General features: G+C 71.8%; 19 protein-coding genes and 1 pseudogene. 7 read left to right on the top strand and 13 right to left on the bottom strand.

The features are described 5' to 3' along the window. The first annotated feature begins 61 nt into the window (after positions 1-61). Genes ACWC24_RS06270 through ACWC24_RS06260 form a run of 3 tightly spaced genes read left to right on the top strand, consistent with a single transcriptional unit; the run spans position 62 to position 1,815 of the window. Positions 62-973: a MarR family transcriptional regulator gene (locus ACWC24_RS06270; RefSeq protein ID WP_450661647.1), complete on the top strand. Its 912-nt coding sequence runs from the start codon at positions 62-64 to the stop codon at positions 971-973. 13 nt (positions 974-986) lie between these two features. Then, positions 987-1,382 (top strand): roadblock/LC7 domain-containing protein, encoded by a 396-nt coding sequence (locus ACWC24_RS06265; RefSeq protein ID WP_202919887.1) that lies wholly within the window; start codon positions 987-989, stop codon positions 1,380-1,382. Positions 1,383-1,386: 4 nt separating this feature from the next. Next, positions 1,387-1,815, top strand: a complete 429-nt coding sequence (locus tag ACWC24_RS06260) for a hypothetical protein (RefSeq protein WP_152895570.1) — start codon at positions 1,387-1,389, stop codon at positions 1,813-1,815. 67 nt (positions 1,816-1,882) lie between these two features. Here ACWC24_RS06260 and ACWC24_RS06255 read toward each other — a convergent pair whose 3' ends face one another. The 5 genes and pseudogenes from ACWC24_RS06255 to ACWC24_RS06235 all read right to left on the bottom strand — a co-directional run bounded on the left by ACWC24_RS06255 (position 1,883) and on the right by ACWC24_RS06235 (position 7,458). Continuing rightward, a complete protein-coding gene (locus ACWC24_RS06255; protein WP_450661646.1) occupies positions 1,883-4,258 on the bottom strand; it encodes an ABC transporter permease in 2,376 nt (791 codons plus the stop codon). Then, positions 4,255-4,944, bottom strand: coding sequence for an ABC transporter ATP-binding protein (locus ACWC24_RS06250; protein ID WP_450661645.1), 690 nt, complete (start codon positions 4,942-4,944; stop codon positions 4,255-4,257). The genes ACWC24_RS06255 and ACWC24_RS06250 overlap by 4 nt, the downstream gene beginning before the upstream one ends. Then, on the bottom strand, positions 4,941-5,465 hold the full coding sequence (locus tag ACWC24_RS06245) for a PadR family transcriptional regulator (protein WP_450661644.1): 525 nt from the start codon (positions 5,463-5,465) through the stop codon (positions 4,941-4,943). The genes ACWC24_RS06250 and ACWC24_RS06245 overlap by 4 nt, the downstream gene beginning before the upstream one ends. Positions 5,466-6,277: 812 nt before the next feature. Continuing rightward, positions 6,278-6,577, bottom strand: a pseudogene (locus ACWC24_RS06240) (hypothetical protein); the annotation flags it as partial. Next, entirely contained in the window at positions 6,523-7,458 is a 936-nt protein-coding gene (locus ACWC24_RS06235) for an SPFH domain-containing protein (RefSeq protein ID WP_450661643.1), read from the bottom strand. The pseudogene ACWC24_RS06240 and the gene ACWC24_RS06235, both read right to left, overlap by 55 nt. Positions 7,459-7,705: 247 nt before the next feature. Here ACWC24_RS06235 and ACWC24_RS06230 point away from each other — a divergent pair, with 247 nt between their 5' ends. Beyond that, complete coding sequence (locus ACWC24_RS06230) at positions 7,706-10,054, top strand: transglycosylase domain-containing protein (protein WP_450661642.1); 2,349 nt, start codon at positions 7,706-7,708, stop codon at positions 10,052-10,054. A gap of 66 nt (positions 10,055-10,120) precedes the next feature. Here the strand turns inward: ACWC24_RS06230 and ACWC24_RS06225 are convergent, their stop codons facing one another. The 4 genes from ACWC24_RS06225 to ACWC24_RS06210 all read right to left on the bottom strand — a co-directional run bounded on the left by ACWC24_RS06225 (position 10,121) and on the right by ACWC24_RS06210 (position 16,615). Then, the gene (locus ACWC24_RS06225; RefSeq protein WP_450661641.1) at positions 10,121-12,247 is read right to left on the bottom strand and encodes a SpoIIE family protein phosphatase; all 2,127 of its coding nucleotides are present in this window, start codon (positions 12,245-12,247) and stop codon (positions 10,121-10,123) included. Positions 12,248-12,593: 346 nt separating this feature from the next. After that, positions 12,594-13,286, bottom strand: coding sequence for a cytidylyl-2-hydroxypropylphosphonate hydrolase (gene fomD, locus ACWC24_RS06220; RefSeq protein WP_450661640.1), 693 nt, complete (start codon positions 13,284-13,286; stop codon positions 12,594-12,596). Between the two features lie 83 nt (positions 13,287-13,369). Continuing rightward, the gene (locus tag ACWC24_RS06215; protein ID WP_450661639.1) at positions 13,370-14,755 is read right to left on the bottom strand and encodes a class II fumarate hydratase; all 1,386 of its coding nucleotides are present in this window, start codon (positions 14,753-14,755) and stop codon (positions 13,370-13,372) included. A 192-nt stretch (positions 14,756-14,947) separates the two neighbouring features. Further along, positions 14,948-16,615, bottom strand: coding sequence for a fumarate hydratase (locus ACWC24_RS06210; protein WP_450661638.1), 1,668 nt, complete (start codon positions 16,613-16,615; stop codon positions 14,948-14,950). 144 nt (positions 16,616-16,759) lie between these two features. Here ACWC24_RS06210 and ACWC24_RS06205 point away from each other — a divergent pair, with 144 nt between their 5' ends. Both ACWC24_RS06205 and ACWC24_RS06200 read left to right on the top strand, forming a co-directional pair. Then, positions 16,760-17,461, top strand: a complete 702-nt coding sequence (locus ACWC24_RS06205) for a DUF1707 SHOCT-like domain-containing protein (protein ID WP_450661637.1) — start codon at positions 16,760-16,762, stop codon at positions 17,459-17,461. Between the two features lie 175 nt (positions 17,462-17,636). Continuing rightward, on the top strand, positions 17,637-18,011 hold the full coding sequence (locus ACWC24_RS06200; RefSeq protein ID WP_162469284.1) for a WhiB family transcriptional regulator: 375 nt from the start codon (positions 17,637-17,639) through the stop codon (positions 18,009-18,011). 157 nt (positions 18,012-18,168) lie between these two features. Here ACWC24_RS06200 and glpX read toward each other — a convergent pair whose 3' ends face one another. Further along, positions 18,169-19,203, bottom strand: coding sequence for a class II fructose-bisphosphatase (gene glpX / locus ACWC24_RS06195; RefSeq protein WP_375973165.1), 1,035 nt, complete (start codon positions 19,201-19,203; stop codon positions 18,169-18,171). 127 nt (positions 19,204-19,330) lie between these two features. Here glpX and ACWC24_RS06190 point away from each other — a divergent pair, with 127 nt between their 5' ends. Further along, positions 19,331-19,855 (top strand): DUF4245 domain-containing protein, encoded by a 525-nt coding sequence (locus ACWC24_RS06190; protein WP_450661636.1) that lies wholly within the window; start codon positions 19,331-19,333, stop codon positions 19,853-19,855. A gap of 209 nt (positions 19,856-20,064) precedes the next feature. On the opposite strand, the gene ACWC24_RS06185 is transcribed toward ACWC24_RS06190, so the two are convergent. From ACWC24_RS06185 to xseA, 3 genes are all read right to left on the bottom strand, one after another. Then, positions 20,065-20,655 carry a malonic semialdehyde reductase gene (locus tag ACWC24_RS06185; RefSeq protein WP_450661635.1) on the bottom strand — a complete coding sequence of 197 codons (591 nt, stop codon included), beginning with the start codon at positions 20,653-20,655 and terminating at the stop codon, positions 20,065-20,067. A gap of 169 nt (positions 20,656-20,824) precedes the next feature. Further along, the gene (locus tag ACWC24_RS06180; protein ID WP_450661634.1) at positions 20,825-21,061 is read right to left on the bottom strand and encodes an exodeoxyribonuclease VII small subunit; all 237 of its coding nucleotides are present in this window, start codon (positions 21,059-21,061) and stop codon (positions 20,825-20,827) included. Positions 21,062-21,065: 4 nt separating this feature from the next. Further along, a complete protein-coding gene (gene xseA, locus ACWC24_RS06175) occupies positions 21,066-22,280 on the bottom strand; it encodes an exodeoxyribonuclease VII large subunit (protein ID WP_450661633.1) in 1,215 nt (404 codons plus the stop codon). Positions 22,281-22,353 lie beyond the last annotated feature (73 nt).

Raw genomic sequence — 22,353 nt, 5'->3', positions numbered from 1 at the left:
TGATACACATACCCCCTCAGCGTTATGCGTCAGCCGTATGTGCGAAATCCCAAGGGGAGTGATGTCGGGCATTCGTGAGGGCACTCGGGATTCTCTCGGCCGGGTCGGCTACGACCTGTTGTCGCGCTCGCTGATGGACCGCGGGCGGGAATGGTTCACCGGGGAACTGCGGGTGGCCGGATCACCCGGGGGCAGCTTTCACCTGCGCAACGGACTGGTCGTCTCGGTCGAGAGCCCCGGCGCCCCCGGCCCCGGCGCCCTGCTGCTGCGCTCCGGCCGGGTCAGCGGCGAGCAGTGGGACGAGCTGATGCGGGAGTCCGGCGGCTCGCGCTGGCCGGCCGGCGGGCTGATCGCCCACGGGTACGCCGGAGCCGCCCAGCTCAGGGTGGTCTGCATGATGGCCTTGCAGGACGCCACGTTCGCGATCGTGGCCGGCCGGGTCGACGACTGCGAACCCGCCGAGGGGGCCGAGCCGCCCGCCGCCCCGGTCGCCGTGGGCGAGGCGTCGGCCCGGTTGCTCCAGGACGCGACCCGCAAACTGACCGCCCTCGTCGCGCTGCCGTACCCGGTACGGCCCGACCGGGAACGGCCCGTGCCCGCCCTGCTCTCCCGCGCCGGAGTGCGGCTGACCGAGTTGCAGAGCGAGCTGCTCGTCCACGCCGACGGCCGACGCACCGCCCGCGACCTGGCCTTCCGCACCGGGCGCGGGGTCTACACCGTCACGGTCGAACTCGCCCGGATGCTCGGCGAAGGGCTGCTGGAGTGCGCCGACGCGCCCGCGCCGATCCCGGTCCGGCTGCCGCCCGACTTCCAGGGCGTCCACCCCAGGGAGGCGCCCCCGCCGCCCGAACCGCCCCCGCGAGCCACCGAACCGTCCTCGCGACCCACCGAACTGCCCCGCAGGAAAACCCACCGCGAAATGAACGGCCAGTCCCCCCACATGAAAAAGAAGAACAGATGCGATCGGAATTAGGGGAGTTGCATATATGGACCACAAGGCCCTCGCGCAGGAAATGCGCGGCCTGCGTGAGCAGGTGGCCGGCATCACCGACACCGCCGTGGCCGCCGCCGACGGACTGCTCATCGCGGCGGACACCGCCGACTCCATCGACCCGGAGGGCCTGGCCGCCCTAGCGGCGGCGGGGCTGGGACTCGCCCGCCGTACCGCCGACGCGACCGACCGGGGTGCCCTGCACCGGACGGTGACGTACGGCAGCCACGGCTGCGCCGCCTTCTACGCCGTCGGCGACACCGCGCTGATGGTCGTACTCGGTGACGAGGGCATGGACGTGGACCGCCTGCACATGGCGACCCAGCCGGCCCTGAGCCGGATCGGCTCGATCCTCACCGCGCAGGACAGCAAAGCCCCCGAGGGAGTGTGAAGGGATGGCGACGAAGCGAATGTCCCCAGGTTTCTCCGACCAGGTGATGGGCCTGGTCAAGTCTCTGCGTACCGATGCCCCCGACTGCGTCGCGGCCGGCGCGGTCGACATGTCCACCGGGATGCTGCTGTCGTACGAGACCGTCGACAACCATCCGCCCGAGGTGCTCGACCTGCTGGCCGGAGCGACGCTCGACCTGTTCCAGGGCCGTACGGTCGTGATGATCGAGGACGTCTTCAAGGAGCGTCGCGGCATCGCCAGCGACAACCACTTCTTCCAGGAGATCCTGGTCAACAGCGAGAACCTCACCCACCTGTTCATCCGGATGAACGACCAGCAGGACGTCGTCGCCGTGGTGGTCTGCCGCAAGTCGGTGAACGTGGGCATGCTGTTCGCCCAGGTCCGCCGGGTGGTGCGGGAGTACAGCCTCTGAGCGCGGCGGTCCTCGAACACGGCGCGGGCCCCTCCGGCCGGAGGGGCCCGCGACCGGCGCCGCCCGTCTACTCCGTGCGCAGCCCGTCGGGCCGCATCAGCCGCAGCAGCGGCGGCAGACTGCACAGGGTCACCACCAGGACGACCGCGGCGCCGAAGCCGGTCATCGCCAGGACGCTCGCCCAGTCGATCCGCACCGCGGTCGCCGTCATCCGCAGCAGCACCGCGCCCAGCGACAGACCCACCGTCATGGCCAGCAGCAGACCGAGCGCGATCGGTATCGCCGTCTGCCACAGCACCGACAGGCCCAGCGTGCGCCGCCGGGTGCCGAACGCGACCAGCGCCGACAGCAGCTTCCTGCGCTCGCGCAACTGCTCGAGCTGGGAGACCAGCAGACTCGCGCCGATCAGCGCCAGCACACAGGCGGCGCCCACGGACAGGCCGGTGCGGATGGAGCGGTACTGCCCGGACTGCACGGTGGACGACCAGGTCATCGGGTCCAGCAGCGGATCGATCCGGGCGGCCGTGTTGCGTACGTACTCCTGCGCGTCGCGGACGGCGGGGTCGAGGCCGAGGTAGACCTGCCCGCGGATGCCCGCCGCGGCCCCCGTGGGCAGCGCCGACGGCGTGAACAGGAACCCGCCGCGCTTCACACCGGTCGGGTCGGGGCGCGACTGCGCCTGCTTCAGTCCCTGCGGCACCGGCCAGGCGACGGTGACGCTGTCCTTGTCCTCCTCGCCGTCGGCGGGGTCGAGGAACAGCGTGCCGGACTTGGCCAGTTGCCGGGTGCTGTCGTCGTAGTCGGCGCCCCGCAGCGCGAAGACATCACCCTCACGGCAGGACGGCAGCGTCGCCACCTCGCGCAGGGCCGCGCAGTCGCCCACGGTCACCTGGGCGTTCAGCTCGGCGGACATCCGCCGCTCGCCCAGATTCCCCTCGGACAGCGCGACGGCCTTGCGCACCCCCCGGGTGGCGGACATCTCCCGCGTCATCCGCGCCGCCGGGATCCCGGCCGGCACGCTCACCGACATCTGCGCCCGGCTCACGTCCTGGCCGGTCGACTTGGTGTAGTCCGCCTCCACCCCGGTGAACAGCATCTGCAACGCGATCGCGCCGGCCACCGCCACGGCGATGCCGTTGACCATGCGGGCCGCCGTGCCGCTGCTCAACTGGAGCCTGCGCACCGCCAGTTGCCAGGCGACCCCGTCCGGGTTCAGCCGGGCGACGACCGCCTCGACGACCCAGGGCAGCAGGGCGGTGATCCCGACGAGCAGCAGCAGCACACCACCGGTGACCAGGTACTGGTTGAAGTTCCCGCTCGAGCCGCCCTGGCCGAGCATCGGGTAGAGCAGCGCCAGTCCGCCGGCCGGCAGCAGCAGCCGCCACCACAGCCGGCGCCGCGGGGGCCGGGCCGTGCGCACCACGCCGAGCGGCTCGATGACCACCCCGCGCAGTGCGAACAGCGTGACCAGCACGGCGGCCGCCGGCACGGCGACCGCGACCAGCGCGGCGAGTGCGGGGGAGGGGTTGAGATAGCTGGGGAACACGCTGACCCGGAACACCTCCGCGGTGCCCGCGATCTGGCGCCCGATCAGGAAGAAGCCGGCACCCAGGACCAGTCCGAGGAGCGCGCCCGCGAGCGCCTCGCCGGCCGCGATCCGGCGCACCATCCGGCCGTCCGAGCCGATCAGCCGCAGCGCCGCGAGCCGCTGGTCGCGCCGCTCACCGCCGAAGCGCACGGCCGTGGCGATGAACACGGCGACCGGCATCAGCAGCACCACGAACATGACCAGGACCAGCAGGAGCAGCACCGGGTCGCTCTGCGACGCGGGGAACGGGTTCGGCTCGCCGAACTGGCTGATCCGGGCCACCTGCGGCGGGTCGATCCGTCCGGCGAGGTCGTCGGCGCCCGCGTAGTAGGCGAGCTCGTGCGAGCCGATGAGCCCGCTCTCCGCGATGGTCCCGGTGATCCGGTACGGCAGCCGCTCCCGCAGCAGCCGGCCGCCGTCGGAGGCGAGCAGCTCCTTCAGCGCGGGGGAGACCACCATCTCGCCCGGTGCCGGGAACGCCCGCAGGCCCGGCGGCAGCGGCGCCCGGGAGCCCTCGCGCTGCATCAGCCTGCCGCGTACGTCCTCGCCGCGGTAGGTGGAGTCGATGTCCGCGATCACCAGCGTGTCGTCGGCCGCGGGCCTCGGGTTGTAGTCGTACGTGTAGTCCCGCCGCGCCTGCTCGCGGTCGTGCCGCACGGACAGCACGTTCGGCAGGGCGGTGGTGAGCAGCAGCAGCGCCACCCCCAGCCCGACGCCGACCGCGGTGAGCACGGTCCGTATCCAGCCCTCGCGCCCGCCGGTGAAGGCGAAGCGGACCCCCATGGCCAGATCCCGGGACCGGCCCCAGGACCTCGAACCGTCCGGAGCGCGCAGGTTCCCCCACCGCACGCTCATACGGCCCGCTCCATGTCCCGGGACCTGCCGTCGCGTACGACGATCTCGCGGTCGGAGTAGGCGGCCACCCGGGCCTCGTGCGTGACCAGGACGACGGCGGTGCCCGAGGTGCGGGCCGCGTCGGTGAGCAGCTCCATCACGCGCTCGCCGTTGAGCGAGTCCAGGGCGCCGGTGGGCTCGTCGGCGAAGACCACCCGGGGGCCGGTGACCAGGGAGCGCGCCACGGCGACCCGCTGCCCCTGGCCGCCGGAGATCTCGCCGGGCCGCTTGGCCGCGAGGTCGTCCACCTCCAGCCGCTCCATCCAGCCCAGGGCGGCCTTCTCGGCCGCCTTGCGGGAGGTGCCGTTCAGCCGCAGCGGGAGGGCGACGTTCTCCACGCAGGTCAGCTCGGGCACGAGCCGGCCGAACTGGAAGACGAACCCGAACTCCGAGCGGCGCAGCGCGCTGCGCCGGGTGTCGCTCATGGTCGCCATCTCCTGGCCGTCGTAGAGGATCGACCCGGAGTCGGGGGTGACGATCCCGGCGAGGCAGTGCAGCAGCGTCGACTTGCCGGAGCCGGAGGGCCCCATCACGGCGACGACCTCGCCGGGGTGGATGGAGAACCCGGCGCCGTCGAGGGCGACCGTGGGCCCGTACGCCTTGCGCAGGTCCTGGGCGGTCAGCAGGGAGCCGGCGGGGGCGGTCACTCGGTCACCGCCTCGGCGAGCCGGTCGAGCCGGGCGGCGGTCAGTTCGAGCCAGCGCAGGTCGGCCTCCAGGTGGAACAGCGCGTGGTCGCAGATGAGCTGGTCGGCGAGGTCGCCCTTGCGCTTGCGGTCGGTGAGGATGCGCATGCTGCGCAGGTGCTCGGACCGCTGGGCGTCGAGGATGTCGGCGGCGTCGCGCCGGGTGAGCAGGGCGAGGACGACCTTCGTGTAGAGCGTCGACTGGAGGTAGAGCTCGGGCTTCTCCGGCGTCGCGAGCCAGCGCTCCACGTCGGTGATTCCCGCGTCGGTGATGGCGTAGCGCTTGCGCTCGGGGCCGCCGCCCGCCTCGATCCCGTCGACTTCGACGAGTCCGTTCTTCAGCAGGCGGGACATCGTCGAGTAGACCTGGCCGTAGTGCAGCGGCCGGTCGTGACCGAATTTCTCGTCGAAGGCCCGCTTGAGGTCGTAACCGTGGCGTGGCCCGGACTCCAGGAGCCCCAGAAGGGTGTGACCGATGGACATGCCGACGACTCTACACACCGTGTATACGTCGTGTGTATACGCGGCCCCCGCAGGGCACGGAGACGGGGGCGCGGATGCCCCCGGGCGGCCCGGAGTGCGCAGGTGGCAGCCGATTGTCACGGTTCTGCCACACGAACGCGGCTGCTCGGCCGACGGGGGTTCGGGGGCGCGGTCGTTCAGCCGCCCAGGGGTCTCGTGCCGGGGTCGTCCGGGGCGGCGGACGGTCCGTGCCGACGCTGTTGGTGGTGGCGGCTGGGAGGCGTCGAGGGAGGCCGTCGGGCCTGGGGGTCGGGCTGCCCGGGTCGGCTGGAGGCCTGGCAGTCGTGCCGCCGGGGACGGGGTGAACCGCCGGGGGTGACCGTCGGGCTTGGGGCCGGGTTGCCCAGGTCGGCGGGGGGTCTCGGGCCGGTGCCGCCGGTGCCGCCGGGGGCGCAGGGGTGGCCGGGGGTCTGGGGGTCGGGCTGGCGGGGCCCGGAGTCGGGCTGCCCGGGTGGGCCGTGGGTCCGGCGGTGCTGTCGCGTGGGCGTGGTTGCTCAGCCGGTCGGGGGTCTCGGGGTGGCGTCGTCCGGGCCGGCGGGCGGTCTGGGGGTCGGGCTGCCCGGGTCGGTCTTGGCGTCGGGATGCCCGGGTGGGCCGTGGGTCCGGCGGTGCTGTCGCGTGGGCGTGGTTGCTCAGCCGGTCGGGGGTCTCGGGGTGGCGTCGTCCGGGTCGGCGGGCGGTCTCGGACCGGTGCCGCCAGAGGTGGCCGGGGGTCCGGGGGTCGGGCCACCCCGGTCGGCCGGGGGCCTCGGAGCCGGGCTGCCCGGGTCGGTCTTGGGGCCGGGCGGGACGGCGCGGGGCGGGCGGCCGCGGCGGGCGATCGGGCCCGCCTCGCCGGGCAGTCGCCCGGCCTCCGCCAGCGCCCTGCGCAGCAGGAACTCGATCTGGGCGTTCGCCGAGCGCAGCTCGTCCCCGGCCCACCGGGCCAGCGCCTCGTACACCGACGGGTCGAGCCGCAGCAGCACCTGCTTGCGCTGCTGCGGCCGACGCTTGGGGGACGGGCCCCCGGAGGCATCCGTCACTGGTAGAGCGTCCCGGTGTTCAGGACCGGCTGCGGTGCCCGGTCTCCGCACAGCACGACCATCAGGTTCGACACCATCGCCGCCTTCCGCTCCTCGTCCAGCTCCACGATGTCCTGCTCGGCGATCCGGGCGAGGGCCGCCTCGACCATGCCCACCGCGCCGTCCACGATCTGCCGCCGTGCCGCGACGACCGCACCGGCCTGCTGCCGCTGGAGCATCGCGGAGGCGATCTCCGGAGCGTAGGCGAGATGTGTGAAGCGCGACTCGATGATCTGTACACCCGCCGCCGCCACGCGCGCGTGCAACTCGGCGGCGAGCTTCTCGGTGATCTCCTCGGCGTTGCCGCGCAGCGAGAGCCCGCCCTCGTCATGGGCGTCGTACGGGTACTCGATGGCGATGTGCCGCACGGCCGCCTCGGTCTGGGTGGCGACGAACGCCAGGTAGTTGTCCACCTCGAAGGTGGCCTGTGCGGTGTCCTTGACCTTCCAGACCACCACGGCCGCCAGCTCGATCGGGTTGCCGTAGGCGTCGTTGACCTTCAGGGCGGGGGTCTCGTGGTTGCGTACCCGCGTCGAGATCTTGGTGCGCGAGGTGAAGGGGTTCACCCAGCGCAGTCCGTCCTCGCGGATCGTCCCGCGATAGCGGCCGAACAGCTGGACCACCCGGGCCTCGCCCGGCGCCACCGTGTTCAGCCCGCACATGGCGAGGAACGCGCAGAGGCCGACCAGGATGCCGACGGCGATCAGCGCGGCCCGGGCGCCGCCCTCGTCCACCGACGACCCGGCCGCGACCAGCGCGGCGGCCGCCCCCAGTCCCAGCAGTCCGAGCAGCAGCGCGAGACCGCCGCCGATGCTGTGCGCGGTGAACTCCCGTACCTGCGGCGCCGGCATCTCCGGCAGGTCGGCGGTGGCCGACGGGTCGAGTGTGGACATGACTGGTCCCCCGTTTCCTGGACTTCCACTAGCTTCTGCTTATCTAAGTGATATCACTTATCGCGCTCATGGCAACCCTTGGGCCCTTCCGAACGTCGGTTCCCTTGGGACGGGGTGCTGATTGTCACGTCCGTAAAAGACCGGATCGGCAGCCCTTTGTCATAGAGAGCGGTGTTAGCTTTCTGAGCTGACCTGTCCCCCCGGGCACTGGTGTGACAGCCGAGAACGAAGCGGAGCGAGCGGACTCATGGGACGAGCGGACGAGAGACGAGCGCGGCAACGGGGCGGCCGCCGCGCTGCGCCCAGGGACCGCTCGCCCCAGGCGGTGGCCGACGAGGGGCCGGTCGTCGTCGGTCACGGCCGCGCGGCGGCCCGCAGGGGCGGCACGGGTGCCAAGCCCGCGAAGAAGAGCTTCATACGCAGGATGTTCACCTGGAAGAAGGTCCTCGGCACCTTCCTGGGCCTGTGCCTGCTCGGCATCGGCGGCTTCATCGCGCTCTACGTGATGATCGACATCCCCGAGGGGAACGCCGCCGCCAAGCAGGAGAGCAACGTCTACAAGTACAGCGACGGCTCCGTCATGACCCGTGACGGCGAGGTCAACCGGGAGGTCGTCGACCTCTCCCACGTGCCCAAGCCCGTCCAGAGGACCTTCGTCGCCGCCGAGAACAAGTCCTTCTACAAGGACGCCGGCGTCGACCTCAAGGGCACCGCGCGCGGTCTGATCAACACGCTCTCCGGCAAGGGCGCGCAGGGCGGTTCGACGATCACCCAGCAGTACGTCAAGAACTACTACCTGACCCAGGACCAGACCGTCACGCGCAAGCTGAACGAGCTGGTCATCTCGCTGAAGCTGGACCGCGAGAAGTCCAAGGACTACATCCTCGCCGGTTACATCAACACCAGCTACTACGGCCGCAACGCCTACGGCATCCAGGCCGCCGCCCAGGCCTACTACCGCGTCGACGCCGACCGGCTCAGCGTCGAACAGGGCGCCTACCTCGCCGCACTGCTCCAGGCGCCCAGCCAGTACGACTGGGAGGTCGCCAGCGACACCGGCAAGAGGCTCGTCACCCAGCGCTGGAACTACGTCCTCGACAACATGGTCGAGGAGGGCTGGCTGAAGAAGGCCGACCGCGACGCCATGAAGTTCCCCGAGCCCCAGAAGTCCAAGCCCGCCCCCGGCCTCGGCGGCCAGAAGGGCTACCTGGTGAAGGCGGCCAACGCCGCCCTGGAGAAGCAGCTCGTCGCCCAGGGCGTCGCCGAGAACGCCAAGCAGGCGGAGGACATGGTCGGCCGCGGCGGCTGGACCATCACGCTGAACATCAGCAAGAAGAAGCAGGCGGCGCTGGAGAAGGCCGTCGAGGAGCAGCTCACCAGCAAGCTCGACGGCAAGAAGCGCAAGGTCGACGCCGACGTCCAGGCCGGCGCCGTCTCGGTCGACCCGAAGACCGGCGCGGTCGTCGCGATGTACGGCGGCGTCGACTACTACAAGCACTACTACAACAACGCGACCCGGGTGGACTACCAGCCCGCCTCCACCTTCAAGCCGGTCATCCTCGCGGCCGCCCTGGACGAGAGCGCCAAGACGCAGGACGGCCAGGCGATCACCGCGAACACCATCTACGACGGCACGAGCAAGCGGCCCGTCAAGGGCAGCGACATCGGCTTCGCCCCGGAGAACGAGGACGACCAGGACTACGGGCCCATCACCGTGCAGACGGCGATGAACAAGTCGGTCAACTCCGCCTTCGCCCAGCTCGGCGTCGACGTGGGCATGGACAAGGTGCTCAAGGTCGCCGACGACCTGGGCATGGACACCAAGAAGCTGAAGGCGGTGCCCGCGCAGACCCTGGGCACCATGGGCGCCAGCCCGCTCCAGATGGCCGGTGTCTACGCCACCCTCGACAACCACGGCAAGAAGGTCACCCCGGCCCTGATCAAGTCCGTCGAGCACATCTCCCGCAAGGTCACCATGCCGGACCCGATCGGCGAGGAGGTCATCAGCCGCGAGGCCGCCGACACCGTCACCTCGGTGCTGACCGGCGTGGTCGACGACGGTACGGCCAAGAAGTCGGTGCGCGACAACCCCAAGCGCGACGGCCAGAAGGTCGCGGGCAAGACGGGCACCTCCGACAACAACAAGTCGGCCTGGTTCACCGGCTACACGCCGAGCCTGGTCACCTCGGTCGGCCTGTTCGGCGAGAGCGCCAAGAACGGCGCGCAGGTGCCCCTGACCGGCGCGACCGGACTCCTCCCGGGCGTCGGCCGGGTCAACGGCGGCGGATATCCGGCGCAGATATGGGCCGAGTACACCTTCGGGGTGCAGACCAAGGTCACCCAGTTCGAGCTGGAGACCACCCAGGGTGCGGCGGTACAGCCGACCCTCTCGCCGACCCCCTCGCAGTCGGTGACGGAGTCCCCCTCGGAGTCGCCGACGACCGAGGCACCCTCGAAGACCCCGACGACGCAGGCGCCGACGCAGACGCCCACCCAGACGCCGACGCAGACGCCGACCACCGAGACACCGACGGAGACGCCGACCGAGTCACCGACGGACACCGCCGAGGACCCGCTCGGTCTCAGCCAGCAGTGACCGCACGAGAGGGGCGCCCCGCGAAATCCGCGGGGCGCCCCTCTCACACCTGTACCGGCGTCGGCCTCAGCCCTGGTTCAGTTCGAACCAGACCACCTTGCCCGTGCTCAGCCGGGTCGCTCCCCACCGTCTGGCCAGCTTGTTCACCAGATACAGACCGCGGCCGCCCTCGTCCGTGTGCCGCGCCTGCCGCAGCCGCGGCAACTGCGGCACGTCGTCGCCGACCTCGCAGCGCAGCACATCGGTACGCAGCAGCCGCAGCGTGACCGGTCGCTCCGCATAACGCACCGCATTGGTCACGACCTCACTGACCAGCAGCTCCACGGAGTCGGTCAGCTCCTCCAGGCCCCAGCGCGACAACGCGCGCCGGGCGAGCCGGCGCGCCCGGCCGGGAGCCGCGTCCTCCGGCTCCAGGACCCAGTACGCCACATCGCTCGGCGCGATCCCGTCGAAGCGGGCGGCGAGCAGCGCGATGTCGTCGTCCCGGTCGCCCGGACCGAGCATGTCGAGCACCTCGTCGCACAGCGCCTCCAGCGGCGGCGGATGATCGGGGCCGGTGAGCTGCGCGGTCGCGGCCAGCTTCTCGCGCAACTGCTCTATGCCGGTCCACACGTCCCGCAGCCGCGACTCCACCAGCCCGTCGGTGTACAGCAGCAGGGTCGCCCCGGCCGGGGCGTCCAGCTCCACCGCCTCGAAGTCGACACCGCCGACGCCGATGGGCGCGCCCGCCGGCACCCGCAGCACCTCCGCCCGGCCGCCCAGGTGCAGCAGGACCGGCGGCGGATGCCCGGCGTTGGCGATGGTGATCCGGTGCGAGACCGGGTCGTAGACGGCGTACAGGCAGGTCGCCATGCGGTCGGTGCCCAGCCGCTGCGCCTGCTCGTCGAGGTGGTGCAGCACCTCCTGCGGCGGCAGGTCCAGCCCCGCGAGGGTCTGCGCGGTCGTCCGGAGCTGGCCCATGATGGCCGCCGACGTCATGGAGTGCCCCATCACGTCACCGACCACCAGCGCCACCCGGCTGCCCGGCAGCGGGATCGCGTCGTACCAGTCGCCGCCGACCCGCGCGGTCTCCGCGGCGGGCAGATAGCGCGACGCCAGCCGCACCCCCGTGGGGCGCGGCAGCGTCTCCGGCAGCATGGTGCGCTGGAGCTCGTCGGCGATGTACGCCTCGCGCCCGTACAGCACCGCCTTGTCGATGCCGAGCGCGCTGTGCGTGGCGAGCTGGGCGGCGACCAGCAGATCGTCCGCCTCGAAGGCGATGCGCTCGGGGCGGCGCAGGAACACCGCGGCCCCGATCACCCGGCGTCGGCCGCGCAGCGGTGCCAGGATCGCCCGCTGTCCGCTGGGCACGACCAATTCCCCGCCGTCGCCGAGGAGTTCCGGCAGCGCGGCCCGGGCGGCCGGGGCGTCGGCGAACACCGGGCGCACCCCGCGCAGCACCTCGGCGAGCGCGCCACCGGGCCGCACCTCGCACAGTTCGGCGGTGACGGCCGACAGCTCGGTGAGCTCCGGCGGCTGCTCCGGCTGGGGCGCCGCGGCGAACCCGTTCTCCGTGTCGCGCTCCTCCGGGATCCGGTCGGTGCGGCGCAGCCGCAGCACGACGGGACCCGTGGGCCGCTCGTCGCCGATCGGCAGCGGGTCGCGCAGATACACCAGGATCGCGTCGCTGAAGGTCGGCACGGTCGCCCGGCACAGGCCCATCACGATCTCGTCCAGGTCCAGGCCCCGCGCGATCCGCCGGGTCGCGGCCCCGACGAAGCGCAGCCGGTCCCCGTCCCGACGCATCGGCGTGGGCTTGCCGGGCACCAGGCCCTGCCCGGTGCGCCGCTCCTGCCCCCGTCCGGCGTCCCGCCCGTCGGCCGCAGGGCCGGCGCCGCCCGGCTGGGCCGGGATGGCCTCGGGAGCGGGGCGCGGCCGGTGGGTACCGGTCTCCGCGACGGCGGGCTGGGAGTGCTCGGGGTCGCCGCCGGACTGGTTCTTGCCGGACGGCGCCGCCGCCCCCGGCGTCTCGCCGGCCCGCGCCTGGGCGCCCCGGTCGGACTGGGCCGAGGGGGGCGACGGGGCCGACTGCGGCGTTAAGGCGGCGGCACCGGGGCTGCGGGGCGGCGCCGGGGTACGCAGGAGCGCCCCGCGGGGGTCCGTGGGGTCCACGCCCGGCTGCGGGCGTTCGTAGGAGGTGGGCTGCTCCGTCACGCGTGTCGAATCCGTCCGTCCGGGGCTGCGCGCCGCGCGTGCAGTTCGTCCCGCAGAAAACCCGATACCCGGAATACCTGCCCCAGGAACGGAGTTGCCGCGTGACCAGAGGTTGTTGCCGTGTCACAGGCGCTGCGGGCGCACCTCGAACCGGCGCGACCGGTTCTGCCCGTGCCGTGCCGGCCCCGGGCGCAGCCCGGACCGGTGTTGCCCTCGTACCCCTCGCTCACGTCCTGCCGCCCCTCGGTGACGTTCGGTCAGGCTCGGTGCCTGCTCCGGGAGTTGCCGCTGTGCGCCCTTGCGGAGGACGATCCTACGTTTCGCGCCCGGGGGCATATCAAGGGTCTCATGAGGACACGTGCGCGGGCGTACGGTCCCAGTCCTCCGGCAGCAACGGTACGTCCCAGGACGGATCCGGGCGCCAGTGCTGCCAGCCCTGGTTGTACGGCGCGCCCCAGGCCCGGATCACCTCCACCGCGTCCCGGCCCGCCGCCCGCACCCGTTCGGCGAGGTCGGCGTCCATCAGCCCGTCCCGCTGGGCCTGCGTGAACTCGTCCTCGTCGCGCCAGTGCCAACTGCGGTCCGGGTGCACGGAGATGTCCAGAAAGTGATCCTCGGAGTCGACGCCGCCCTCCCAACGGGTCAGCGGCTCCTCGAGGTTCACGTACCAGTTCTTGAACTCCCAGCCCGGCTCCCAGAACAGCCACACCGACCACGGCTCACCGGGCCGGGCCAGCTTCAGCACCCCCGTGCCCAGCCACCGGCCGCTGCGGGCCACCCGCGGCTTGGTGTAGCGCGACTCCAGCGGCTCGGCGTGCACCGAGGTGCCGTCGGCGAGCACGGGCCGCATGCACTCGGTGCCCGGCGCCATCCACACCGCGAGCACCTCCTCGTCGTCCCGGGCGACGGTGACGGGCCGCGCAATATGGAAGCGCTTGCCGCCGTTCTCCCGGTAACGCCACAGGATCTGACTCCCGGGCGCCCAGAAACCCGCCGAACCGCCCGTCCCCACACGTCTCATCACTTCACCGTCTGCCATGCACAGATATTAGGTGTCAGGCACATACGACGCTGCGGTACCGGAAATGGTTCACACCTGCGGAGGCCCCGGTTCGCCAGTCGTCACGGGCGCGTCATGCGCAGGACATCCAGCGCCTCGTCGAGCTGCTCCACCGTGAGGTCCCCGCGCTCCACGTAGCCGCCCTCCAGCACGACCTGCCGGATGGTGCGCCGCTGCGCCAGTGCCTTCTTGGCCACCTTCGCCGCCTCCTCGTACCCGATGTACTTGTTCAGGGGCGTGACCACGGACGGCGAGGACTCGGCGTACTCCAGGGCCCGCTCCCGGTGGGCGACGATCCCGTCCACGGTCCGGTCGGCGAGCAGCCGCGAGACCCGGGCGAGCAGCCGGACCGACTCCAGCACGTTCCTGGCGATCACCGGCAGCATCACATTGAGCTCGAAGTTGCCCGCGGCCCCGGCGACGGCGACGGCGGTGTCGTTCCCGGCCACCTGGGCCGCGACCATCAGCACGGCCTCCGGGATCACCGGATTGACCTTGCCGGGCATGATCGAGGAGCCCGGCTGGAGGTCGGGCAGCGAAATCTCGGCGAGCCCGGTCCGCGGTCCGGAGGCCATCCACCGCAGATCGTTCGCGATCTTGGTCAGGGAGACCGCGACGGTCCTGAGCTGCCCGCTGGTCTCCACGATCGAGTCCCGGGCGCCCTGCGCCTCGAAGTGGTCGCGCGCCTCGGTGAACGGCAGCCCGGTCACGGCGGCCACCTCCGCGATGACCGCGGCGGAGAAGCCGGGCGGGGTGTTGATCCCGGTGCCGACCGCGGTGCCGCCCAGCGGCAGTTCGGCGAGCCGGGGGAGGGAGGCGGTGAGCCGTTCGACGCCGTAGCGCACCTGGGCGGCGTACCCGCCGAACTCCTGCCCGAGCGTCACGGGCGTGGCGTCCATCAGATGCGTCCGCCCCGACTTCACCACGTCGGCGAACTCCTCGGCCTTGCGGCCGAGCGCGGCGGCCAGGTGCTCCAGGGCCGGGATCAGCTCGCGGGTGACGGCGGCGGTGGCGGCGATGTGGATCGACGACGGGAAGACGTCGTTGGACGACTGCGAGGCGTTGACGTGGTCGTTGGGATGCACGTCCCGGCCGAGCCGCTCGCTCGCCAGCGTCGCGATCACCTCGTTGGCGTTCATGTTCGACGAGGTGCCCGAACCCGTCTGGAACACGTCCACCGGGAAGTGCTCGTCCCAGGTGCCCGCGGCGACCTCGGCGGCCGCCTCCTGGATCGCGTCGGCCACGTCCCGGCCGAGCACCCCCAGCTCGGCGTTGACCTTCGCGGCCGCCCCCTTGATCCGCGCGAGCGCCTCGATGTGCGCCCGCTCGATCCGCTGCCCCGAGATCGGGAAGTTCTCCACGGCCCGCTGGGTCTGGGCCCGCCACTTGGCGTCCGCGGGGACCCGGACCTCGCCCATGGAGTCGTGCTCGATGCGGTAGTCGCTCATGACGGCGACAGCGTCGTCACGGGCCGGGATGTTCCCGCCCCACTCGGCCCGTCCGGCGTCTGAGGGCGAGGCCGTCCGGGCCGAAGCGGGCTCCGGGGCGCAGTCCCGGTGGGGGCGAAGGGGCGGAGCCCCTGGGGACGGGACGGGTAGGGGCGGCGGGGGCGAGAACCGCTCCCCGCCGCACCCGAGGCGTTACGCCAGCCCGGGACCCCGCACCGGGATCGACGTGAACGTCGGCGCCGGCGCCGGATCCTGGAAGAAGTCGTTGCCCTTGTCGTCGACCACGACGAAGGCCGGGAAGTCCTCGACCTCGATCTTCCAGACGGCCTCCATGCCGAGCTCCTCGTACTCGACGACCTCGACCTTCTTGATGCAGTCCTGGGCGAGCCGGGCGGCCGGTCCGCCGATGGAGCCGAGGTAGAAGCCGCCGTGCGCGCCACAGGCGTCGGTGACCTGCTTGCTGCGGTTGCCCTTGGCCAGCATCACCTTGGAGCCGCCCGCCGCCTGGAACTGCTCCACGTAGGAGTCCATGCGGCCGGCCGTGGTCGGGCCGAAGGAGCCGGAGGCGTAGCCCTCGGGGGTCTTGGCCGGACCCGCGTAGTAGACCGGGTGGTCCTTCAGGTACTGCGGCATCTCCTCGCCCGCGTCGAGGCGTTCCTTGATCTTGGCGTGCGCGATGTCACGGGCGACGACCAGGGGGCCGGTCAGCGAGAGCCGCGTCTTGACCGGGTACTTGGTCAGCTCGGCGAGGATGTCGTCCATCGGCTGGTTCAGGTCGATCTTCACGACGTCGCCGGCCTCGTCGAGGTGCTCGTCCGTGGTCTCCGGCAGGAAGCGCGCCGGGTCGGTCTCGAGCTGCTCGAGGAAGACGCCCTCGGCGGTGATCTTCGCGACGGCCTGGCGGTCGGCCGAGCAGGAGACGGCGATCGCGACCGGGCAGGACGCGCCGTGCCGCGGCAGGCGCACCACGCGCACGTCGTGGCAGAAGTACTTGCCGCCGAACTGCGCGCCGATGCCGATCCTCTGGGTCAGCTCGAAGACCTTCTCCTCCAGCTCCTTGTCCCGGAAGCCGTGGCCCAGCTCGGAACCCTCGGCCGGGATCTCGTCCAGGTAGTGCGCGGAGGCGTACTTCGCGGTCTTCAGCGCGTACTCGGCGCTGGTGCCGCCGACCACGATCGCCAGGTGGTACGGCGGGCAGGCGGCCGTGCCCAGCGAACGGATCTTCTCCTCCAGGAACTTCATCATGGAGCCCTCGTTGAGGACCGCCTTCGTCTCCTGGTAGAGGAAGGACTTGTTGGCCGAGCCGCCGCCCTTGGCCATGAACAGGAACTTGTAGGCACCGCCGTCGGTGGCGTACAGCTCGATCTGCGCCGGCAGGTTGGAGCCGGTGTTCTTCTCGTCCCACATGGTCAGCGGGGCCATCTGCGAGTAGCGCAGGTTCAGGTTCTTGTACGCGTCGTAGATGCCGCGGGAGAGGGCGGCCTCGTCGCCGCCCTCGGTGAGCACGTTCTGGCCGCGCTTGCCCATGACGATCGCCGTGCCGGTGTCCTGGCACATCGGCAGCACGCCCGCGGCCGCGATGTTCGCGTTCTTGAGCAGGTCCAGGGCGACGAACTTGTCGTTGGCCGAGGCCTCCGGGTCGTCGATGATGCGGCGCAGCTGCGCGAGGTGGGCCGGGCGCAGATAGTGCTGGATGTCGTGGATCGCCTCCTCGGCGAGCTTGCGCAGCGCCTCGGGCTCCACCTTGAGGAACGTCCGCCCGTCGGCCTCGAAGGTGGACACACCCTCGGAGGTCACCAGCCGGTAGGGGGTGGTGTCCTCTCCCATCGGGAGCAGATCGGTGTACGCGAACTCAGGCATCTCGCCCATTCCTCACTCGACAGACAGCGGCTGGCCTCCATTGGCAGCGTCCACCAGCCTAGAACCTGGCGTCCGCGCGGAGCCTGTGAGGTAAGGCTCACTTCGGGGGTGTCGCGATCTATCGTGTTTCGCTAGTCTGTTTCCGTGGACCTTCAGAAGCAGACCGAGTCGCGCCCCGCCGCCGAGCCCCGGGTCGCCGAACTGCGCGCCTCGGACGCCGACCGTGACCGCATCGCCGACATCCTGCGCGACGCCCTGGCCGAGGGCCGGCTGACCCCGGAGGAGCACGCCGAGCGGGTGGAGGGCGTGCTCGCCGCCAAGACGGTCGGTGAGCTGGAGGTCTTCATCCGGGACCTGCCGGCCGCCCACCACCGGGCCGCTCCGGCCTACGCCGCCGCTCCCGGCCGTCCGACCGCGGGCGCCATCCCGGCCGACCCCGACGAGAACGTGGTCGCGGTCTTCAGCAGCGCCGTCCGCAAGGGCCGCTGGCGCGCCGGACGCCGTATCCACGCGTACGCGATCTTCGGCAGCGTCGAGATCGACCTCAGCGAGGCGCTCTTCGAGTACCAGCAGGTCGTCATCAAGGCGCTCTCGGTCTTCGGCAACGTCGAGGTCCGGGTCCCGGAGAACGTCTCGCTGCGGGGCACCGGCGGTGGCGTGCTGGGCAACTTCGAGGTGGACACGCTGGACGCGGCCGACCCGGACGCGCCCGTCGTCTATCTCGACGGCTGGGCCGTGCTGGGCAACATCGAGGGCAAGCCGAAGCGCGGCAGGCTCGTCGGGGACATCCTCGACCGGGTCCATCGCAAGGTCGACAAGAGTTTGCGCAAGCACCTGGACCGTTGACGGTCGTGAATTCCGGGGTCCTTGCGGCGGCGGGGCCGGGCGCGGCGTGTGTGGCGTGGGCGTCGACGCGGCCCCGGAATCCTGCGGTTCGGAACTGAGTGCATAGGCGCGCGTACAGCGGGTAGGCCTTGCTGCATCGTCTCTCGCTCGCGAAGCCGTCGTCAGGAGTAGACCCGTGCAGCAACCGCCGCATTCGTCCCTGCAGGTAGCTGCCGTACCGGCCCAGCGGGTGCCGGTGCGGGACAGGGACCAGGACGCGCCATGGCACACCGAGGCGGTGTGCCGGCGCGACGAGGCCGGCCTGTTCTTCGCACCGTCCAAGGAACCCACCGCCGCCCGGCTCTCCCGTGAGGAGGCGGCCAAGCGGGTCTGCGCGCGCTGTCCGGTGATGGTCGAGTGCCGCGAGCACGCGCTGCTCCAGCCCGAACCGTACGGCGTCTGGGGCGGCCTCACCGCCGCCGAGCGCCGCGTGGTGCTGGCCCGGCGCCGCCGCCGCGAACTCGAACTGAAGAAGGCCCGCGCCGCCAACCGCATAGCGGCCGCGGGCTAGTACGCCGTTGCGGCACCAGGGCGTGTACGGCCCTCACCCGCGCCCGTGTCCTGCGGGTTCGTGGGTCGTTCGTACGTGAAGGGGGCGCTCCCTCCGCACCGGGGGCGCCCCCTTCACGTATGAGTGCGGCCGCCGGTGAGCGGCCGCCGGGTGGTGGCTACTTGGCGCGGTCGAAGTCGATCGCGCTGTACGCACGCAGCTTGCTCAGTCGGTGCTCGGAGTCGATCCGGCGGACCGTGCCGGACTTGGAGCGCATCACGATCGAGTCGGTCGTGGCGGTCTCGGACCGGTAGCGCACCCCGCGCAGCAGCTCGCCGTCGGTGATGCCGGTGGCGACGAAGAAGACGTTCTCGCCGGAGACGAGGTCGTCCGTGGTCAGCACGCGGTCGAGGTCGTGCCCGGCGTCGATCGCCCGCTGCCGCTCCGCGTCGTCCTTCGGCCACAGCTTGCCCTGGATGGTGCCGCCCAGGCACTTCACCGCGCAGGCCGAGATGATGCCCTCGGGGGTGCCGCCCACGCCGAGCAGCAGGTCGACGCCGGTGCCCTCGCGCAGCGCCAGGATCGAGCCGGCGACATCGCCGTCGGAGATCAGCTTGATGCGGGCGCCGGTCTCCCGGATCTCCTTGATGAGACCGTCGTGCCGCGGCCGGTCGAGGATGACGACGGTGACGTCCTCGGGCGAGGAGCGCTTGGCCTTGGCGACCCGGCGGATGTTCACGGACACGGGCGCGTCGATGTCGACGAAGTCGGCGGCCTCGGGGCCGGTGACCAGCTTGTCCATGTAGAAGACGGCGGACGGGTCGAACATCGAACCGCGGTCGGCGGCCGCCAGGACCGCGATCGCGTTCGGCATGCCCTTGGCGGTGAGCGTGGTGCCGTCGATCGGGTCGACGGCGATGTCGCACTCCGGGCCGGTGCCGTCGCCGACCCGCTCCCCGTTGAAGAGCATCGGGGCTTCGTCCTTCTCGCCCTCGCCGATGACGACGACGCCGTTCATCGACACGGTGGAGACGAGCGTGCGCATGGCGCGGACCGCGGCACCGTCGGCGCCGTTCTTTTCGCCGCGCCCGACCCAGCGGCCCGCGGCCATCGCCGCGGCTTCGGTCACGCGGACGAGTTCCAGGGCGAGGTTGCGGTCGGGCGCCTCGGAGGGAACCTCTAGTTCGGACGGGAGGTGATGATTCTCGGTCATCGGAGCGCACCTTTCTGATACGGCGACGGCCGGATGAGGGTGTTGGCCCCGACTCTATCGCCAGGCTTACAAAATGAGCAGGGCCCCCCACGGATGAGCGCACCGGGCACCTGCGACGATAGGGCGCGTGGCAGGTTCGAACGGCAAGCAGAAGACGGTCCGGGACATGATTCTTTCCCTGGGCCTGATCATGGTCGCGGCAGGTGTCATCTACATCTTCGTCCCGCACGACGATCACGCTCCCGACATCAAGCGGGTCGACTACCGCATCGAGCTGCTGACGGCACGTCGTGCGGCGTCGTACCCGGTGGCCGCGCCCGAAGGCCTGCCGGGGAGCTGGAAGGCGACCTCCGTGCGCTTCCGGGGCGACGAGTCCGACGCCTGGCACCTCGGCTTCCAGGACCCCGACGGGGAGTACGTGGCCGTCGAGCAGTCGACTCAGAAGCGCGCCGAGTTCGTCGAGGAGGCGAGCCAGGGCGCGACGGCGACGAAGGTGACCGACGAGATCGGCGGCCGTACCTGGACCCGTTACACCGGGGGCCGCTACGACGCCCTCGTGCTGGAGGGCACCGACGGCTCCACGACGGTCGTGGCGGGCACGGCGTCCTTCGACCGGCTGGTGAAGATGGCCGAGGCGCTGAAGACGGCGTGAGCCCCGGGCGCGTTCCGAGGCGTACGGAGACGGCGTGAGCCCCGGGCGCGTTCCGGGGCGTACGAAGACGAAGGCGTGACGAAGGCCCCCGGCGATGTGCCGGGGGCCTTCGTCAGGTCCGGAGGTCCGGAGGTCCGGGGGGCCGGGGATCCCGGGTCCCGGAGGGCGCCGCGGACGGTGGTCCGGGGGTCCGGGAGTCCGGGGTCGTCTCAGACGGTGGTGACGACCTCGTCGTAGGCCAGGCGCGGGGAGCGCGGGAACCAGGCGTCGGTGCCCGGCTTGCCGATGTTGACCACCATCAGCGGGGTGTGGTCGTCGTCGAGGAACTCCTTGCGGAGGCCCTCGAAGTCGAGGCCGGTCATCGGGCCGGCGGCCAGGCCGGCGGCCCGGACGCCGATGATGAAGTACGCGGCCTGGAGGGCGGCGTTCAGCGCGGCGCTCGACTCGCGCACCGGGCGCTCGCCGAAGACGGCGTCCTTGGCCTGGGGGAAGTGCGGGAAGAGCTGGGGCAGCTCCTCGTGGAACTCGTTGTCGGCGGAGAGGATCGCGACCAGCGGGGCGGTGGCGGTCTTCTGCTTGTTGCCGTCGGCCATGTGCTGGACCAGGCGCTCGCGGGCCTCGGTCGAGCGGACCAGGGTGACCCGCAGCGGCGACTGGTTCATGGAGGTCGGGCCGTACTTGACCAGGTCGTAGATCGCCTGGACCTGCTCGTCGGTCACCGGCTCGTCGGTGAAGGTGTTCGCGGTGCGGGCCTCGCGGAACAGCAGGTCCTGAGCGGCGGGGTCGAGAACGAGAGACATCTGAACCTTCTCGGGATGTGCGTCCGGCCCTGAGGTGCAGGACCGGCTTACGGAACCGACCATAAGCGAGGTGAAGTTCAAGTTTCAACCAAATGCGGGGCGTGGTGATCCGCTTCACAGACGCCCCTCTCACCGAGGGCGCCGCCCCGCCGAAGGCGTCCGCCCGGGGTTACCCGGCCGAGCCCTCGGTCTCCGTGCCCTCCGCCTCCTCGGCCAGCGCCGCGTCCAGTCGCGCCCGCGCGCCCTCCAGCCACCGCCGGCACACCTTGGCCAGCTCCTCGCCCCGCTCCCAGAGCGCGAGCGACTCCTCCAGCGTCGTGCCGCCCGCCTCCAGCCGCCGCACGACCTCGATCAGCTCGTCACGGGCCTGCTCGTACCCGAGCGCCTCGTCCACCCTGCCGGTCATTCACTCACTCCTGGACATCGACTCGTACGTTGAACTCGCCCTCGGCGACCCGCGCCCGCAGCGCCTCCTGCGGCGCCACCTCGCCCGGATCCCGGACGACATGCCCGTCCGCCCGCTGGAGCACGGCGTAACCACGCTTCAGCGTCGCCGCTGGGGAGAGGGCCACCACGCGCGCGTGGGTGTGGCCCAGTTCGGAATCCGCCCGGTCGAGGAGATGACCGAGGGTCCGCCGGCCCCGGCCGAGCAGGGACGCCACCTGGTCCTCACGCTCGTCGACCATCCGGTGCGGGTCCTCCATCGAGGGCCGGGCCAGCGCATGGGCGAGACCGCGCTCCTCCCGGTCGACCAGCCCCCGCACACACCGCCGCGCCCGGTCGCGCAGCATCCGCACCCGCTCGTACTCCTCGCCGACGTCCGGTACGACCTTCTTCGCCGCGTCCGTCGGCGTCGAGGCCCGCAGATCGGCCACGTAGTCGAGGAGCGGGGTGTCGGGCTCGTGCCCGATCGCGGACACCACCGGCGTACGGCAGGCGGCGACCGCGCGGACCAGCTGCTCGTCGGAGAACGGCAGCAGGTCCTCCACGCTGCCGCCGCCGCGCGCGACGATGATCACGTCCACGTCGTCGAGCGCGTCGAGCTCCTTGACCGCCTGCACGACCTGCGGGACGGCGTGCACCCCCTGCACGGGGACGTTGCGCACCTCGAAGCGGACGGCGGGCCAGCGGTGCCGGGCGTTCTCCAGCACATCGCGCTCCGCCGCCGAGGCACGCCCGCAGACCAGCCCGACGAGCTGCGGCAGGAACGGCAACGCCTTCTTCCGCTCGGGCGCGAACAACCCCTCCGCCGTCAGCGACTTCTTCAGTTGCTCCAGCCGGGCCAGCAGCTCGCCGACGCCCACCGGCCTGATCTCCGCGGCCCGCAGCGACAGCTGCCCGCGCGGCGCGTACCACTCGGGCTTCGCCAGGACGACGACCCGGGCGCCCTCGCCCACGACGTCGGAGACCGCGTCGAACACCTGCCGGAAGCAGGTGACGCTGACCGAGATGTCGTACGACGGGTCGCGCAGCGTCAGGAACACGACCCCCGCACCCGGGCGCCGCGAGAGCTGGGTGATCTGCCCCTCGACCCACACCGCGCCGAGCCGGTCGATCCATCCCCCGATGAGCCGCGAGACCTCGCCGACGGGCATCGGGGCGTCCGCGGACGTGTTCACAGCCATGCGCCCGAGAGTAACGGCCGGTACCGACAATGCGGCCCGGTCCGGGCCGGGTCGACACCGGGATCCGCCACGC

Source organism: Streptomyces sp. NPDC001443 (assembly GCF_053597355.1).
The sequence above is the reverse complement of the archived record's forward strand: the minus strand, read 5'-3'. Positions and strand labels throughout refer to the sequence as shown.

What these genes read in the sequence shown, in the direction of transcription:
- ACWC24_RS06270 (WP_450661647.1), top strand. Translation starts at nt 62, where the DNA reads ATGTCGGGCATTCGTGAGGGCACTCGGGATTCTCTCGGCCGGGTCGGC.
- glpX (WP_375973165.1), bottom strand. Translation starts at nt 19,203, where the DNA reads ATGACCGAGAATCATCACCTCCCGTCCGAACTAGAGGTTCCCTCCGAG.
- ACWC24_RS06180 (WP_450661634.1), bottom strand. Translation starts at nt 21,061, where the DNA reads ATGACCGGCAGGGTGGACGAGGCGCTCGGGTACGAGCAGGCCCGTGAC.
- ACWC24_RS06210 (WP_450661638.1), bottom strand. Translation starts at nt 16,615, where the DNA reads ATGCCTGAGTTCGCGTACACCGATCTGCTCCCGATGGGAGAGGACACC.
- ACWC24_RS06265 (WP_202919887.1), top strand. Translation starts at nt 987, where the DNA reads ATGGACCACAAGGCCCTCGCGCAGGAAATGCGCGGCCTGCGTGAGCAG.
- ACWC24_RS06255 (WP_450661646.1), bottom strand. Translation starts at nt 4,258, where the DNA reads ATGAGCGTGCGGTGGGGGAACCTGCGCGCTCCGGACGGTTCGAGGTCC.
- ACWC24_RS06235 (WP_450661643.1), bottom strand. Translation starts at nt 7,458, where the DNA reads ATGTCCACACTCGACCCGTCGGCCACCGCCGACCTGCCGGAGATGCCG.
- ACWC24_RS06230 (WP_450661642.1), top strand. Translation starts at nt 7,706, where the DNA reads ATGGGACGAGCGGACGAGAGACGAGCGCGGCAACGGGGCGGCCGCCGC.
- ACWC24_RS06185 (WP_450661635.1), bottom strand. Translation starts at nt 20,655, where the DNA reads ATGTCTCTCGTTCTCGACCCCGCCGCTCAGGACCTGCTGTTCCGCGAG.
- xseA (WP_450661633.1), bottom strand. Translation starts at nt 22,280, where the DNA reads ATGGCTGTGAACACGTCCGCGGACGCCCCGATGCCCGTCGGCGAGGTC.
- fomD (WP_450661640.1), bottom strand. Translation starts at nt 13,286, where the DNA reads ATGGCAGACGGTGAAGTGATGAGACGTGTGGGGACGGGCGGTTCGGCG.
- ACWC24_RS06215 (WP_450661639.1), bottom strand. Translation starts at nt 14,755, where the DNA reads ATGAGCGACTACCGCATCGAGCACGACTCCATGGGCGAGGTCCGGGTC.
- ACWC24_RS06260 (WP_152895570.1), top strand. Translation starts at nt 1,387, where the DNA reads ATGGCGACGAAGCGAATGTCCCCAGGTTTCTCCGACCAGGTGATGGGC.
- ACWC24_RS06245 (WP_450661644.1), bottom strand. Translation starts at nt 5,465, where the DNA reads ATGTCCATCGGTCACACCCTTCTGGGGCTCCTGGAGTCCGGGCCACGC.